12 protein-coding genes are annotated in these 16,015 nt (G+C 40.3%); 4 read left to right on the top strand and 8 right to left on the bottom strand.

The window, feature by feature from the left end:
- Positions 1-30: 30 nt before the first annotated feature.
- The 4 genes from KZC02_RS15370 to KZC02_RS15355 form a co-directional block, all read right to left on the bottom strand.
- Positions 31-1,761 (bottom strand): helix-hairpin-helix domain-containing protein, encoded by a 1,731-nt coding sequence (locus KZC02_RS15370; RefSeq protein ID WP_221394887.1) that lies wholly within the window; start codon positions 1,759-1,761, stop codon positions 31-33.
- A gap of 65 nt (positions 1,762-1,826) precedes the next feature.
- A complete protein-coding gene (locus tag KZC02_RS15365; protein WP_221394886.1) occupies positions 1,827-2,159 on the bottom strand; it encodes a hypothetical protein in 333 nt (110 codons plus the stop codon).
- 24 nt (positions 2,160-2,183) lie between these two features.
- Positions 2,184-3,047, bottom strand: coding sequence for a carboxylating nicotinate-nucleotide diphosphorylase (nadC, locus tag KZC02_RS15360; RefSeq protein ID WP_221394885.1), 864 nt, complete (start codon positions 3,045-3,047; stop codon positions 2,184-2,186).
- An 82-nt stretch (positions 3,048-3,129) separates the two neighbouring features.
- Entirely contained in the window at positions 3,130-4,878 is a 1,749-nt protein-coding gene (locus tag KZC02_RS15355) for a capsule assembly Wzi family protein (protein ID WP_221394884.1), read from the bottom strand.
- Positions 4,879-5,004: 126 nt separating this feature from the next.
- Between KZC02_RS15355 and upp the strand changes: the two genes are divergently transcribed.
- Positions 5,005-5,649, top strand: a complete 645-nt coding sequence (gene upp / locus KZC02_RS15350; protein WP_221394883.1) for a uracil phosphoribosyltransferase — start codon at positions 5,005-5,007, stop codon at positions 5,647-5,649.
- 248 nt (positions 5,650-5,897) lie between these two features.
- On the opposite strand, the gene KZC02_RS15345 is transcribed toward upp, so the two are convergent.
- Positions 5,898-8,933, bottom strand: a complete 3,036-nt coding sequence (locus tag KZC02_RS15345) for a TonB-dependent receptor (protein ID WP_229254362.1) — start codon at positions 8,931-8,933, stop codon at positions 5,898-5,900.
- Positions 8,934-9,282: 349 nt separating this feature from the next.
- On the opposite strand from KZC02_RS15345, the gene KZC02_RS15340 reads away from it, so the two are divergent.
- On the top strand, positions 9,283-10,350 hold the full coding sequence (locus KZC02_RS15340) for a mannose-1-phosphate guanylyltransferase (protein ID WP_221394882.1): 1,068 nt from the start codon (positions 9,283-9,285) through the stop codon (positions 10,348-10,350).
- 120 nt (positions 10,351-10,470) lie between these two features.
- Here the strand turns inward: KZC02_RS15340 and recF are convergent, their stop codons facing one another.
- Complete coding sequence (recF, locus tag KZC02_RS15335; RefSeq protein ID WP_221394881.1) at positions 10,471-11,556, bottom strand: DNA replication/repair protein RecF; 1,086 nt, start codon at positions 11,554-11,556, stop codon at positions 10,471-10,473.
- Positions 11,557-11,684: 128 nt separating this feature from the next.
- Between recF and pdhA the strand changes: the two genes are divergently transcribed.
- Together pdhA and tatC are read left to right on the top strand one after the other, a co-directional pair.
- Positions 11,685-12,716, top strand: coding sequence for a pyruvate dehydrogenase (acetyl-transferring) E1 component subunit alpha (pdhA, locus tag KZC02_RS15330; RefSeq protein WP_221394880.1), 1,032 nt, complete (start codon positions 11,685-11,687; stop codon positions 12,714-12,716).
- Between the two features lie 212 nt (positions 12,717-12,928).
- Positions 12,929-13,801, top strand: a complete 873-nt coding sequence (gene tatC, locus KZC02_RS15325; protein ID WP_221394879.1) for a twin-arginine translocase subunit TatC — start codon at positions 12,929-12,931, stop codon at positions 13,799-13,801.
- Here the strand turns inward: tatC and KZC02_RS15320 are convergent.
- Complete coding sequence (locus KZC02_RS15320; RefSeq protein ID WP_221394878.1) at positions 13,796-14,926, bottom strand: aminotransferase class I/II-fold pyridoxal phosphate-dependent enzyme; 1,131 nt, start codon at positions 14,924-14,926, stop codon at positions 13,796-13,798. The genes tatC and KZC02_RS15320 overlap by 6 nt on opposite strands.
- Before the next feature lie 35 nt (positions 14,927-14,961).
- On the bottom strand, positions 14,962-15,972 hold the full coding sequence (locus tag KZC02_RS15315) for a dipeptide epimerase (protein WP_221394877.1): 1,011 nt from the start codon (positions 15,970-15,972) through the stop codon (positions 14,962-14,964).
- Positions 15,973-16,015: the final 43 nt, after the last annotated feature.

The raw sequence follows: 16,015 nt of genomic DNA, 5'->3' as shown, positions 1-16,015 counted from the left end.
GAGGTATAATTTTATCGCAAAAGTAATGATTCAAAACTGGTACATCAGCTGCATTTTCAGTTCGCTCCGTGTTTTTCCTTTAATCTCGTTCAATCCGGAACTGATGGTATCCAGATTCGTGTACCGTGTTTGTGACCAACGCAGCCAAACCTTTAATTGTTTCGATAAGTTGTAACGCATCATTAAATAATGGCGTGTTCCTCTGTCATAATAGGCCGGTAAAGAGAAAGCGTACAACATATCTTTTTCATAAACATATTGCCGGGTATCGTAGTTATCGGTTGCAAAAAAAGCAATTCTGCCACTAAATTCCAGTTTTGGGAAGCGCCATGTTATATCCTGTAAAACTGTAAAACCTTTTGATCTGGAACTGCCCAAATAGCCAAAATCACCACCTTGTAACCTGGTACGTATGGAAAAACGAAGCGGAACTTCGTACTCTACATTGATCATGGCAGTGCGGCGGACAGTCATACCAACCGGAGGCATATTGGCGCCTGTTCCGGGCTGGTTATGTTGTTTATGTTTTTCATGAAAAAGGGCATAAGCATTAAATCTTTTACTTCGTTTCCACAGAACATGCATATAAAAATCATGGCCAACCGATGGTGCGTTGATTTGGAATTTTAACCAGGGGAAACGAAAATTGTCATAGAATCCGCTAAACTGCCAGCGACGGTTTGGAGAATAACGAAGTCCCCAGTAACTGCCCGATTCATTAATAGGCCGCGTGGCTTCACTTACTGCATTGCCATAAAACGTGTGAAAATTACGGTCGTAATGACGTAACAGCAAGGTAAAATCAAATGTTTTTCCGAGTCCTGCAATAAGTCCGCCAATCCCTCCTGCTCCGCCGCTTTGTGAGAGTGCTCCTTCGCCAAAAAAATGAAAGTTTTGCCAGCGGTAATCTCCGTGCAAACCCACAATAAGATTTTGCTTTCCTGAAAATTCGAAGCGATTATAAGCAACATCTTTTTTTACCAGATAAGATCCGTATGTTGTATTAAGCATTGTCACACCTATTTGCCCGCGTTGTGAAGGCATTTTATAAAGCGCGTGTAAACCAATGTTCTGCTCTGGAATAATTCCGTGTTTATCCCTTTCTGTCTGTGTACGGTGGTAACCGGAAATAAGTAATGAAGAAATAATTATTTCATCAGGATTATCAGAAATGTTATCCAGACTGGCGTCGCGCCGTGTCCGGGAATAAAAAGTGGTGATGTCAATATATTTGGAAATGGCATAAGTTGCTGCAATTCCTCTGAAAAAATTAGCTTCCAATACGGAAGTGTAAGGCCTTAAACCCAGCGTACTGCGGTAAGTTGTCCTGATAACTTCTGAGCCTTTACCCAAAGAAAAACCAGCGGCCATGATTAATCCCTGTCCGGCCTGCATTTGAAAATCACCAATGATCAGGTTTTTTAATTTTCCACGGTTCATGATTTGTGCATGAAAAGAAGAGAAATCAGTACCGAAAACCTGGTGACCGGGTTTCCAATCCCACCATTTTTCTCCTGAATCTTTTTCCAGGCTGAGGCCAAAGCTGTAACTCCCTGTGCGTGCATACCGGTATCTCAAATAGCCATACAACGCCTTTCCCTGATAGCGGGAAGTAGAACGCGATGTGGTATCAATTTCAGAAAACCCTTTTTGCTGTTCCAGTAATTTGCCTGAACGAAGCATGAGAAAGTGCTGCGTCGGATTTTTCAGTGTTTGTTTGATTGATAACAATTTAGGCTCAACGGATACAAATGGCAGCAATCTGTAAATTGTGGTGAGATCAAAACCAGGAATTGCCTGTAATTCATAGAGAGAAATGAACGGCCCTAATTTTTCCCGATAAGAAAAAAAGATCTGATCTGAACATCAGAAAGTATAAATGTTGCAGCCAGTTCGTCGCTTGTAACTGTATTCAGATCAAGCGGATTGGCATACAGTTGAAACAATGATTCGTATAAATTTTCGTAATCAGCGTCTTCTGAGGGAGCAGGGAATAAATTTTGAATAAACTGATTGATATCAATTTCCTGTCTGGGCGGATCCTGCGCTTTTAATAATTGAGGAAACAGTAACAGCAGAAAAGTAAGATTGTGAAATCGTAATACTTTTTCACAAAGCAGATATTGTAGAGCGTATGCAGTTTTGAAGAGTTTCAGCATACGCTTTTGGTTTTTTTGCAGAGATTAAAAAGCTTTTAAACTTAAATCCAGGCTTCGTGCCTGGTGTGTTAATGCGCCGCTCGATATGCCATCGACGCCTGTTTCAGCTACTTCCCGTAAAGTTTTTTCAGTAATATTTCCGGAAGCTTCCGTTTCAAAACGTCCGCCAATTTTTTCAACTGCTTTCCGCATATCTTCCAGCGAAAAGTTATCAAGCATAATAATATCAACCTGTCCCACGCGCAAAACCTCGTCTACCTCGGCCAGATTGCGTGTTTCTATTTCTATTTTTAAATTTTTGCCGGTTTCTTGTAAATATTTTCTTGCTCCGGTAATAGCTGATTCAATGCCTCCTGCGTAATCGACATGATTATCTTTCAGCATGATCATATCGTAAAGTCCCATCCGATGATTGGAGCCTCCCCCTATTTTTACCGCCATTTTTTCAAACACGCGGAAGTTCGGGGTTGTTTTACGGGTGTCAAGTAATTTTACAGGTAAATCCTTTATTAATTCCGCCATCTGGTTGGCATAAGTCGCAATACCGCTCATACGCTGCATGGTGTTGAGTACCAGTCTTTCGGCTTTCAGGATCAATCTTGCACTTCCTTTTACTGTCAGCACGATATCGCCTCTTTTGACTGGCATTCCGTCTTTAAGTAACACCTCAATTTCAAGTGCAGGATCATTGTATAATTCAGCTGTTTCCTTAAATATGATCAAAGCAACTTCAACTCCAGCCAGAATACCATCTTGTTTTACAAGCAATTTTGCCCTTTTTGTAGCCTCAGCAGGCACACTTGATAACGATGAATGATCTCCGTCGCCAATATCTTCCAGTAATGCAAGCCTTATTAAATCGCGAAGTTGATGTGGGTCAGTTTCCATAGTTTGTTAAATGTTATTAGGATCGGATATGTGCATGGAATAGTATTAATCGGTGCACTAAGGAAAGACAAATGAGTATTAATCAGAACGTTTGCTGTCTGTATGCTACATTGTATCTAATTGCAAAAGAAAAGACATTTGTCTTTTGTGCAAATTGCGGACTTGGCGAATTTACATTTCGTATCAGATAACGGCCATCCAGAAACAAATTATGGGCCAGGGAATAAGTAAGCCGCAAATCAGTGAAAACAGTATTTGCCAAAATTCCGTCACCAATTCTATGTTGAAAAGTTTGATCTGCTGCTCCGATTCTTGTCTCATATCCTTTCAAAATATCACCGCCATAATTGGTTGAGGCATCCGGATCTTTGCCTTGTTTTGCCAGCATCAATGTACCATAAGCTGACAATCTGGATGTGGCTTTATAACGTAATATTCCTATTAATTCTTTAAAGTTAGCTCCTAACGGATGTGCGAGTGATTGCCCGTAATGGGCATAATTCCTGCCTCCGTCTTTATGCGAATAAGTATAAGGCCGTACCAGATTATATTCTGCCTGCAAATCCAGATTGGGTATGCCAAAGGCATCTACATATTTTCCTCCCAATTGCAAACTGTACTTGTTAGTCCACGATTTGCTTCCGTTAAAAAGATATTTGGTAAGAAATTCGTCCAGTACAAATTGACCGTAGATCGAGCCTTTTTTACCAACCAACCAACGGAAATCAGTTCCAAGCAATGCATTATCCTGGCTTCCAATGTAGGATTCAACATAACGGTAGAATATAATCGGATTGAGATAGTTCAGGTCATAACCACCGCCAACAGAATCACGGTTGAATACTTCGGCTTCAAATACACCAAAATTAAGTTTATCAGTAATGTTTACACTAAGATGATGAATAGCTGCAAATTTTTTGCCTCTCAAGCCATCCTTCCATGAACGGCCATCGTTGTTAAGCATACTGGTCCACAAATTGGTATACTTAAATCGTCCTAATTGTGTGTCCAGCCTTAAAAAAAGATACGGACTACTATTATCCGATAATATGAGTGAACGGTAACCACTGCCAAATACATTGTGATCGTGGCCAAATTTGACATTGATACTTTTTAACGGGCGAAATGTGATATAACCACGAGCCGTCAAAAAATCTACGCTGCTATTACTTGGACTTACTTTTGCTAAACCTTCTCCTGGAAATGTATATTGAGGAGCAAAATCACGAACGAACTTTGGAAATAATCCCTGATTATCAGAAACAAATGTGTAAAAACCCAATTTTTCATTAATCATCCCGCGAATTTCCACACCGCGGCCTGTAAACCATAACGAGGAACTGGTATTGTTATCCTTTCCGAAGAAATTATTGGTGACGAAATTGAAGTGAAGATCTAAATCCTTGTTATGAATGCTGTACAGATCCGCCGGATGTTCCCAGAACTTCCTTTTTTTTCCGGGCGGAGGCGACTTAAACCATCTTAATCTGCCAAGCTTGTTATATCGTACCGAATCTGTGGCAATCATATTTTTTGTCCACTCCCAACTGTCTTCGCGTATGTAATCTATCGTTTCCCAATCGCGGTCAGTAAGTTGCATCGTACCTTCTTTCAAAATAGAGTCTGTAAGAGCGACGACAGCTTTCCTTTCGAATGGTTTTACAGTGGAATGAAAGCCCTCGGTAAATTTACCCCGCTTTATTTCCAGCCGGTCTATCAGGTGATAGTAATCATCATTCAGGGGAATAAAAGAACTTTGCGCCTGCACATATGATACGGATATCAGAATAATAAACGAAAATCTAAAAAATTCTGTAAATCGTTGATTCATAGGTGCTAAAATTCTATTATTTGCATAGTTTCTCTGTCTGCAGATAATTTTTCAAATAAGTGTTCCAAATTACGTCAATGAATTTATATTATCTTGCATGCAGTAGGCTAAAAAACTGTCAAATTTATGTTTTTACTTTCCCAAAAACCTTCCATCGCCGATCATTATCTTGCAGAACTGCGTGACGTCAACATTCAGAAAGACAGGATGAGATTTCGCAGGAACCTGGAAAGAATAGGAGAATTACTTGCCTATGAAATTTCCAAATCCCTTACATTCCGTTCCGGAAAAGTTGAGACGCCGTTAGGGATGGCTCCGTCACGTTATTTATTACAGCCCGTTGTTCTTGCTACTATTTTACGCGCAGGGCTTCCGTTGCATCAGGGTTTTTTGAATATTTTTGATGAAGCTGATAATGCCTTTATAGGTGCATATCGTGGGCATAATATTGGGGATGAAGAAGATTTTGAGGTAGAAATGGACTACATTACCAGTCCGGATCTGACAGGGAAAACATTGATTTTAGTGGATCCGATGCTTGCCACAGGGCGTTCACTGGAAAAGGTTTACCATGCATTATTACGGTTTGGCATACCGGCCCAAACGCATATTGCTGCTGCCATAGCCAGCCCGGAAGGTGTTAATTTTTTACAAAAAAGAATTCCGCAATGCAGGCTTTGGCTTGGAGCACTGGATCAAAAATTAAACGAACAATTTTATATCGTACCTGGCCTGGGTGATGCAGGAGATCTTGCATTTGGCGAAAAGTAGGTATGGCTGTCGGCCATCGGCTATCAGATTATGGCGAGAACCAACTTTTGCAATAGTAAAATTGATCTTAATCATTCAGTTCATAATTTAGGAAAAACAAAAGGACCGGCTGAATCACCCTCAGCCGGTCCTTTTCCTTAAATAGCGTAAAGTAATCACAACCGGTTAGAAATTCCTCCTTCGTCCATCCTCCCTTTCCTCCCGATCCTAACTCCTTTAACTTCTTAACTGCTAATAACTTCTGCTTTTCAATTCAACAACTGATCAAAAGTTATTGATACATAATACATGGCTCCAACAGAAGGGTTTGCCCAGCCGGTTGTATATAGTTTACCAGTAAGGTTTGTACCACCAATTTTGATAATGGATTTGATAGGAGCAATTTTCTTACTGATTTGTGCATCCAATGTGGAATAGGCTGGGATTTTAGTTACATCAGCCAGATTTGCTGCCACACTCGCTACGGTTGCATACCAAATCATACTTGTCTGGTGACGGAAAGTTATGCCAAAACCATATCCGCTGTGATTAATGTCCCTGTTTGAAAAACCAAGATTAAACCGGTACTTGGGAGAGTTAAAAAAGGATACAAAAGTAGGATCGTTCCTTCTCAGTTTGTCGCCGTTATTTAAAATGTTTTGGGTTACATTTCCATTAAGAGTATAACCCTTTCCAAGAACGTAGTCCAGGCCAACACCCCATCCTGAATTTTTTACAATTTGTCCTGCATTAACAGGAAAGCTATATACATTCCTTTTTGAAGGATCTCCCAAATCTGTCATCGGACCATTCACGTCTTTTTTCTGAAGTACAATCGCAACTCCGTCAAAGGTCAGGAACCGGTTGTAATAATAAAATGCGTCAATATACAGTTTATTAGCAACAGCACCTTTGTAACCTATCTCATACGTTTCTACACGCTCCGGTTGCCATTCTTTAAACTTATACGGAGTAAAATTTCCGCTAAGTACGTCAGGTTGAGAATAAACCGGATTGCTGACCATATTGTATTTATCCTTGAATAAAGGCAAACCACCAACCAGACGGACCGTAGGCGTTAGCAAGTTAATATACTGGTTTTGTGTAGTTGGTATTCTAAATCCGCGTTGGAATGAAGCCCGGAAATTGTGATCTTTTGCTACTGTCAAAACCCCGGAAATACGTGGACTGAACTGCCCTTTAAAGTTTTCATTTTTATCGTAACGTACTGAAGCAGTTAGTTTAAAAACGTCTGCAAAGATTTTAGATGCTTGTGCGTATCCGCCGTATTCCTTGATATTGAATTCTTTACCTTCCGGTGTTCCGTCTTGTGTTTCGAACAATGTTCCTCCCGAGTTCAGGTCATAAATACGATAACTCGATCCTACCACCAATTCCAATACTTTCGGGTCCAGAACCTTATTAAAGTTGTACATGAATTCGGCATGGTACAAGTTCGTTTTGTCCAGGAATTTTGCCCCATTTGGAATTGGGACTTTTTTCAAAGCATCAACCGAAGACTGAAACTGCGATCCTCCTGGTAAAAAAGCGTTATTTGAAGCAGTAATTCCGGGAGCAACTGCGGCGCCAAACCAGGCAGTGTTATTGGCTGACGCAAATGCGTTAGCAGCTGTGTAGGCCGCCCCTAATGCCGCCTGTTGAGATTGACCTCCCTGCAAGCCAGTCTGGAAAGACTGCAGAAGTGCACCTGCATAATTTGTTAACGCCGTGGTTATATATCCAGGAAGAACAGTTGGCAATGTTCCTTGTACAGCAGTCAGATAATTTTTCCCCATGAGGCTTCCTAAAACGCCCAGAGCGTAGGCATCACCGGAATTTTCTCTCGTTGTATAGGCTCTGACAAAGAAATTACTTCCTCTGATTTCTGCTTTGTATTGTCCTATAGTAAAATTTTCAATGCTGTAACGGTCTGCTCCTGTGTAAACGGCGGATCCGCGGCCCCAGTTGGCCTGAAGAATAGCTTCTACGTTGTCATTAATCCTGTAATGAAGCGATGCGTTTAATTTTAAGCTTTTCGCGGGATAATTAGTCAGCTGATTTTCCTGATATCCTGGTGCTCCGATGTAATACGATTTGGGAATAATCTGGTTAAATATGTTTTGTGCAACTGCAATCTGGTTTGCAGGATTGGCGCCACCCAATAATTGCGGCAGGGTCATTCCGTTAGCAACAGGTGTTGTGAATATGGCCCCAATGACTGGAGAAGTCCCGTTCGCTCCCGTACCGGGCATACCGTTTCCGTATAACTGAGCATATACGCCGGCACCGAAATCAGCGCCAACATCAGCATCACCAACGCGGTTGATACCATCATACATTGGGTTTTTCAGAACGTTATTAGTGTTGTTAGTTAGATTTGTTCCGTTTTTTAAACTTTGATCGCGATAATCGGTTGCCTGCCAATCTTTTGCGGTTAGATAAGAAGCATTCACTTTAAAAGCCAGCTTATCATTGAATGCTTTGGCATATCGAACTGCGACGTCATAAAACGGAGTATTTGTTTTAGTACGGTTATCAGCGCTCATAATACCCGTCTTTACAGCCGCGCTTAATCCTTGATACGTAAAAGGTGACTTGCTGTTCATCAGGATAATACCGTTGATCGCATTCGGGCCATAGAGAGCTGATGCTGCTCCTGGCAAAAGTTCTACGCTTTCAACATCCAGTTCGGACATTCCGACAACATTTCCTACCGAAAAATTAAGTCCGGGTGCCTGGTTATCCATACCATCAATCAGTTGAACAACACGCGTATTTCCGTTTGCACCAAAGCCACGCGTACTTACAGATCTGAACGTGAGCGATTGTGTGCTCATTTCGACACCTTTTAGATTCTGAAGTGCGTCATAAAACGAAACCTGCGGAGTTTCACGAATGGTACGGATATCAATTTTCTCAATAGAAACCGGAGAACGCATTACACTTTCTTCCACCCGGGAGGCTGAGACTATTAGTTCACGGCCCAAAACAGCCTGCTCAGCCAGTTTTACATCAAAATTTGTTTGCCCGCCACTCACGTTAATTTCCTGTGTCTCAAAACCTACCGAAGAAATTACGATTGTAAACGGAGGTGCCGAAGTCGTTGTCAGGCTAAAACTTCCTTTTGCATCAGTAATTGTTCCGATCACTTTTCCTTTAACCTGAACACTGACACCTATAAGAGGTTCATTTGTAGAAGCTTCCGTAATTTTCCCGCCTATCTGGGTTTGTGCAAATGCCAATGCACTGAAAAGCATAAGCAACAAGGTGGGAAGTAGTCTATTTTTAGTAAAAGAATGGTTCATAGTTTTAATTTAAATGATAGATTGTTGCCTGGGCAATTTAAAATAATAAAAAGAACTAATTCTATTATTATTCAATTTTTTCTTTAAATTATTTAAAATATTATATTTTGTTAATGTGTATGTTTTTAAAGTACAAATATCATTATACGACGTATTCAGGCTGTTTAAGGGCGACTATTTTGGGTAATCATATTAACAGTCATTGTTTTATCTTAACTAAAATTGAAATATGGGCCAGGTAAGTAATTCGCAGAAAAATTGTACAAATAGATTAAGGATCGGCGTATACCTTCTTTATTCTTAGCTTTGCAGGAAATTTAGATTGTACAAACATACATTAGACTTCATAATGAAGGAAACATTCGTTATCATCATGGCTGGAGGGGTTGGAACGAGATTCTGGCCGTTTAGCAGAACCGACTTCCCGAAACAATTTCATGACGTTTTGGGTACAGGAAGAACTCTTTTACAGCAAACAGTGGATCGCTTTGACGGCGTTTGTCCTATTGAAAATATTTATATCGTTACAAGCGAAGAATACAAGGAGCTTATCAAAGAGCAGATTCCTGCCCTCACTGACGACCAGATACTTCTTGAACCGCACCGACGCAATACTGCTCCTTGCATTGCTTACGCGTGTTATAAAATAGCGGCACGTAACCCGGATGCGAATGTTGTCGTTGCACCGGCCGATCATATTATTTTAAAGGAAGAGGTTTTTAAAGACACCATCCGAATTGCTCTGGGAGCTACACGTAATGAAGATATACTGGTTACGCTTGGTATTCAGCCAAGCCGGCCGGATACGGGTTATGGGTACATCCAATACATTCCGGATAAGTTAACGGTAAAAAAGGTAAAGTCATTTACAGAAAAACCACATCTGGAACTTGCATTGCAATTTCTGGATAGCGGAGATTTTTTATGGAATGCAGGAATTTTTGTCTGGAATGTCAATGCATTTAAAAAAGCGCTCCTAGAATTTCAGCCGGATATTGCAGAAATTTTTGAAGAAGGGACAGAACATTATTATACGGACACCGAAGAGTCTTTCATTAATAAAGCCTATCAGCATTGCGGAAGTATTTCTGTGGACAACGGAATTATGGAAAAGGCAGATAATGTCCATGTTGTGTTAAGTAATTTTGGATGGTCCGATCTGGGAACCTGGAAGTCGTTGTATGAAGTATCTGATAAAGACGAAAATCAGAATGTTACCGAAGGGAATTTGCTTCTATATAACACAACCAATTCGATCATTAAAACTCCCAAAGACAAATTGGTGGTTATCAATGGCCTGGACGGATTTATTGTGGCTGAGTATAACGGAGTCCTGATGATCTGCAAAAAAGAAGACGAACAGAAGGTAAAAGAATTTGTGTCGGAGGCTAAGGAGTTGAATTCTAAGTGGGTTTAGAATTCTTGTAAACGCAGAGTCTAGGAAGTTTTCGGCGTAGAGTTTCGCTGAGTTATATTATTAAAAAATGATAATCTCAGCGAAACTCTGCGCCAGGCTCCTCTAAACTTTGCATTTAAATTATCGGCTTATTTCGAAGAACCGGACATCAGCTTTCACATTTTCTAAAATTCGCTGCGAACGTTCCGGCCGGGCATCTGTGATAAAAACCTGTCCAAGAAAACCGGTATCAATCAGGTCAATCAATTTGTGGATTCGTCTGTCATCAAGTTTGTCGAAAATATCATCCAGCAAAAGTATCGGCGTTTTTTCTTTCTCAATCTTCAATAATTCGAACTGAGCCAGTTTGAGTGCGATCACAAAAGATTTCTGCTGGCCTTGCGATCCGAATTTTTTTAAAGTGATGCTGTCTATTTCAAATACATATTCATCTTTATGCACCCCTTTCCCCGTCCTTTGCGCGTGTAGATCCCGTGCTTTGTGCTTCCGGAAATCAGAAGGAAAATCAGGACTGGCTACTTCGCTTTCATATAATACATCTACTTCTTCTTTACCACTGCTCAGGAATTCATAATATTTTCGGAAAAGAGGTAAAAACCTATCCATGAAAAGACGCCGGTGTGAATAAATCCGTGTTGCCAGTTCAATCAGCGGTTCATTATAAGTTTCCAGTAAATCTTCATCCAGATAGTTCCGGTCTGCAAAAAGCTTCAATAATCCATTTCGCTGGGATAGAATTTTATTGTATTGTAAAAAATCATTTAAATAATCCGGAGTGGCTTGTGCGAGTACGCCATCAAAAAAACGGCGCCGCTCTTCGCTCCCATCCCGTATCAGGTCGGTGTCATTCGGAGCGATCAGCACCAAGGGAAAAAGACCGATATGATCACTCAGCCGTTCGTAGTTTTTTTTATCGGCCATGAATATTTTACGCTGACCACGCTGAAAACTGCACGTAATCTGAATATTCCGGTCTGAATCCTTGAATATTCCATCCAGAATAAAAAAATCATTGGCGTGCCGGATACCTAATGCATCCTGATTATGAAAGGCACTTTTGGTAAGCGTAAGGAAGTAAATCGCGTCCAGCAGGTTCGTTTTACCGCTTCCATTCTCTCCGACAAGACAATTAACGTGCTCTCCAAACACAAATGCTCTCTCCTCATAATTCTTAAAGTATGTAAGATGGAGCTTTTCTAGCCACATGAACTTCTTTGTTATATAGATAATGCTTATTTTCGCAAATCATTTGCGTGAGTACGGCAAAAAACAGACTCTGTTCAAACCACTAACTTTAAGACAAAGTTCTGTCTTTATAAACGAGAACCAAATACATGGCCACCGTTACTGAAAAAAAGAAAAAATCAGACCCAAAAAAATTACAGCATCCGAAGGAACAATACATGTTCTGGTTCGAGAATATGCTTTTACAACGTCGGTTTGAAGAGAAAGCCGGACAGCTTTATGGCCAGCAAAAAATCCGTGGTTTTTGTCACCTTTATATAGGCCAGGAAGCCTGCTCTTCGGGAGCGGCCAGTGCGCTGACAAAAGGAGATAAGTACATCACTGCCTATCGGGATCATGGTATTCCTTTGGCTCTGGGAACAGATCCAAAAGCAATCATGGCCGAACTTTACGGAAAGAAAACAGGAACAACCAAAGGAAAAGGCGGTTCTATGCACATTTTTGATAAAGAAAATGGCTTTGTTGGAGGTCATGGTATTGTAGGTGCACAAATCCCTATGGGAGCAGGTATTGCCTTTGCTGAAAAGTATAACAAAACGGGCAAACTTTGCATCTGTTACTTTGGAGACGGAGCGATTCGTCAGGGAGCATTTCACGAAGCGCTGAATATGGCGATGAACTGGAAACTACCTGTCATTTTCGTTGTTGAAAACAACGGATATGCTATGGGAACTTCGGTTGCGCGTTCTTCAAATGTAACTGAGCTTTATACGCTGGGGGAAGCATACGATATTCCTTCCGAACCTGTTGACGGAATGAGTGTGGAGGCAATCCACGAGGCTGTTTCCCGTGCTGCTGAGCGTGCGCGTAAGGGAGATGGGCCTACGTTCCTGGAATTCCGTACTTATCGCTATCGTGGGCATTCAATGTCTGATCCGCAAAAGTATCGTTCCAAAGAAGAAGTAGAAGAATACAAGCACCGCGATCCAATCGAACAGATACGTGCCGTAATTCTTGAAAATTCTTTTGCTTCGGAAGAAGATCTGGAAGCCATTGATAAGAAAGTAAAAGACCTCGTTGCAGAATCGGTTCAGTTTGCAGAGGAATCAGAATTTCCGGATGCCAAAGAAGCATATACTGATGTGTATGTGGAAAATGATTATCCGTTTGTAATGGATTAAGATGAAATTATAACATTATTAAAAAACCCGTCGAATAATCCGGCGGGTTTTTTAAGTAATTTCAGCTTTTGGAAATCAAAATGATCGTTGTATCCGATTTCTACGTATACAAACTACTTGTATTTAATAAATATTACATGGGTTTCATGGGATGACTTGTTTGTGAATTCTCCTTATGCAGCCGAAAAACTTCCTAATTTCATTTTTATAGTATGCCCTTAGATCAAGAAATAGAAAACGAAGAAGAGGAAACAGGTGGAGAGATGTCATTTATCGGGCATCTTGAAGAATTAAGATGGCATGTTATCCGGGCGGCAGGTTCAATTCTGGTATTTGCCATTCTTGCTTTTGTCTACATTAAGGAAATTTATCATTATGTAATTATTGCTCCGTCCCAACCAGATTTCTGGACGTATAAAATGCTTTGTTTGTTAGCAGACAAAGTAGATTATGATGAATTGTGTATTAAAGCGCTCAATTTCAAGCTGCAGGCAATCGGAATGGGAGACCAGTTTACGATGAGTATGACTTCATCTGTGATTGCCGGACTGGTATTTGCTTTTCCATATGCGTTTTGGGAAATATGGAGTTTCATTAAACCCGGACTGAAACCGGCCGAGCAAAAATCTGCACGCGGGGCTGTATTTTATGTAACTTTCCTTTTCTTCTCCGGAGTGTTTTTTGGATATTATGTTGTTACACCTCTTGCAATAAACTTTTTAGCTAATTACACATTAGATGATTCTATCATCAATGAATTTAGTTTAGCGTCTTATATATCACTGGTTGCTACGCTTACACTAGCATGCGGAATTGCGTTCCAGCTTCCAATTGTAGTGTTTGTATTGTCCAAAGTAGGTGTGCTTACACCAAGTTTCATGCGGGAATACAGAAAGCATTCGATGATTGTAATTCTGATCGTAGCAGCGGTAATTACACCTTCACCTGATATTTACAGTCAGATTTTGGTAGCAATCCCTCTTTTCCTTCTTTTTGAAATCAGTATACTGGTTTCAGCCAAAGTAGAAAGAGAAAAGCTAAGAGAAGAAAAAAGACTGGCTAAATTAGGTGGCAGCGATTTATAAAATACTAGAATGATTGAGCATTGAGTTTTTAAATTTTATACAGACCTCGGCCAATTGGTCGAGGTCTTCTTTTTGATGTATTGCACTGATTGCCAATCGGGTAACGGGCAGATCAGTTGAAGACGGATAGGAAAAGCAGGAAACCATAATCCCATTATCAAGCAAAAACGGGAATAAAAATGTGTTGTCACTGCAAAAAACAGGATAATCAATAATTCCTGTAAAAAAGCCAGTTTCTGAAATTGAATTTTTAAAGTGGCGGACATTAGACTGTAATTGATGAAATGCTTTTGAATAAGCATCAGTTGCCAAAAACATATTCAGTGCGTACATGTAAGCAGGCGCACAGGGCGATGCTCCTGTAAACCAGGGTGAATTCCGTAGTAACTCGATTACATTTTCATCTGCCAGTATCATTCCGGCTGGTATTCCTATTGCTTTATTTAGAGAAGCTACCACAATTTTTTTAACATGCTCAATACCAGCGATTTTTTGATAAATACCATTTCCTTTATTTCCTGTCGCACCTATTCCATGAGAATCGTCTACAATGAGCCAGATGTTTTTATTTAGTGGTAAAGTACCAAAAACAGAAAAATCAAATTCTTCTACCCAGGGAGAGCCAACCGAATCAGAGCAAATAATATGTGTAATATTATCCGGTCTTTTCTTAATAAGATGGATGATTTCATGTGCCCATTGAGTCCACTCTAACACGTTTGCTATATAATCCTTTCCCCAGAGAGCTGGATGGACTTTTGGGCTGTAGTGATATTGGATTGAAGAAAATGTGGAAGATAACTTGTTGGTTGAAACGATGTTTTCAATTTCCTTCATGACCAGTTGCCCGGCCCACATGCCGGATGACACAGTTAATGACGCTGGCGAAGTGGTATAAAGAGCTAATGCATTTTCAGCTTCCTGATAGATATTTAGTTGCAGGCTATTATTTCTGGAGCTTCCAAAATGACTTCCATATCCATAAATACCTTCCTGCAAATAACTACGAAACTCTTCGTTGTGACCCATTCCCAGGTAATCCGTGCCACTAAACCACAGATATTCTTTGCCATCTTCCAGATATAAATTTCTATCCGGAAGACGGTTTGTGTAATATTTACCCATTTTAAATTTAGAGGAAATTAAATGGAGGCAGAATCTTATTTAAGGAAAGCACCGGTTCCATTGCCATCTGCATAAATGATTTTTCCATAATCAAATGTTATTCCCGTTGCAGGGTCATTACTGATCAGGAGTGAGCCATCCATATCAACATAATCCAGTAATGGTATAAGATGTGCTATGGCAGAAATTCCTACACTGCTTTCTGTCATACAACCTACCATTGTTTTCATTCCGAGTTTTTTAGCCGAGGAAATCATACGCAGAGCAGGTGTAAGGCCACCACATTTGGTTAATTTTATGTTTATTCCGTGAAAAAGACCTTCACATTTTACTACATCATCTTCAATTATACAGCTCTCATCAGCAATCACAGGGAGTACACAATCAGTAAATACTTTTAGCATTCCCTCTGTATCATCTGCCGGTAATGGTTGTTCTATAAATTCAACACCTAAATTTTTTAATTCAGGAGCAAAGCTGATTGTTTGTTCGGCGGTCCATGCACAATTAGCATCCACCCGAAATTTTGCATCTGTATTTTTTCTTAACTCCTGTACTATACGAAGGTCATCGTTGGTGCCTAATTTTATTTTATAAATCGGCCACGGAAGTTCTTTCATCTTTGATACCATTTTTTCAACGGTATCAATTCCGATCGTAAAATTCGTCAATGTATTGTGATCAATAGAAAGCCCCCAGCTTTGATAGAGTTTTTGATTTTTTCTCTTGGCAAAAAGGTCATGTGCTGCTTCATCTAATGCACATTGGGCAAATGGATTCGACTTCAAAAACAGATGTGCCTGATCCCATAAATCATCTGCTGTAATAAAGTCTTCGTTTTCTACCAACTGGCGAACGGTTTCCAATGCCTGTATCATGTTTTCAACCGTGGCACCATAATACGGGTTTGAAGTGGCCTCACCAAAACCGCTGTGTGCTCCGTCACGAAGTTCTACAATCAGTGTAGGCTGTACATCGCGGGAATCGTGTGCAATTGTAAATGTGTGTTTGAGCTGAAGATCAAATGTGTGGAAAATGAGTTGCATAGTGTTGAGGTATAATTAGATGAATATCAGTTTTATTCATTTA

Source organism: Dyadobacter sp. NIV53, assembly GCF_019711195.1.
Classification (GTDB): domain Bacteria; phylum Bacteroidota; class Bacteroidia; order Cytophagales; family Spirosomataceae; genus Dyadobacter.
Note: the sequence above shows the minus strand (reverse complement) of the source record. Positions and strands in the feature narration are given on the sequence as shown.

Excerpts from the sequence above, each read along its gene's own strand:
- KZC02_RS15315 (WP_221394877.1), bottom strand. The coding sequence starts at position 15,972 with ATGCAACTCATTTTCCACACATTTGATCTTCAGCTCAAACACACATTT.
- KZC02_RS15365 (WP_221394886.1), bottom strand. The coding sequence starts at position 2,159 with ATGCTGAAACTCTTCAAAACTGCATACGCTCTACAATATCTGCTTTGT.
- KZC02_RS15340 (WP_221394882.1), top strand. The coding sequence starts at position 9,283 with ATGAAGGAAACATTCGTTATCATCATGGCTGGAGGGGTTGGAACGAGA.
- recF (WP_221394881.1), bottom strand. The coding sequence starts at position 11,556 with ATGTGGCTAGAAAAGCTCCATCTTACATACTTTAAGAATTATGAGGAG.
- tatC (WP_221394879.1), top strand. The coding sequence starts at position 12,929 with ATGCCCTTAGATCAAGAAATAGAAAACGAAGAAGAGGAAACAGGTGGA.
- nadC (WP_221394885.1), bottom strand. The coding sequence starts at position 3,047 with ATGGAAACTGACCCACATCAACTTCGCGATTTAATAAGGCTTGCATTA.
- KZC02_RS15355 (WP_221394884.1), bottom strand. The coding sequence starts at position 4,878 with ATGAATCAACGATTTACAGAATTTTTTAGATTTTCGTTTATTATTCTG.
- KZC02_RS15320 (WP_221394878.1), bottom strand. The coding sequence starts at position 14,926 with ATGGGTAAATATTACACAAACCGTCTTCCGGATAGAAATTTATATCTG.
- pdhA (WP_221394880.1), top strand. The coding sequence starts at position 11,685 with ATGGCCACCGTTACTGAAAAAAAGAAAAAATCAGACCCAAAAAAATTA.
- upp (WP_221394883.1), top strand. The coding sequence starts at position 5,005 with ATGTTTTTACTTTCCCAAAAACCTTCCATCGCCGATCATTATCTTGCA.
- KZC02_RS15345 (WP_229254362.1), bottom strand. The coding sequence starts at position 8,933 with ATGAACCATTCTTTTACTAAAAATAGACTACTTCCCACCTTGTTGCTT.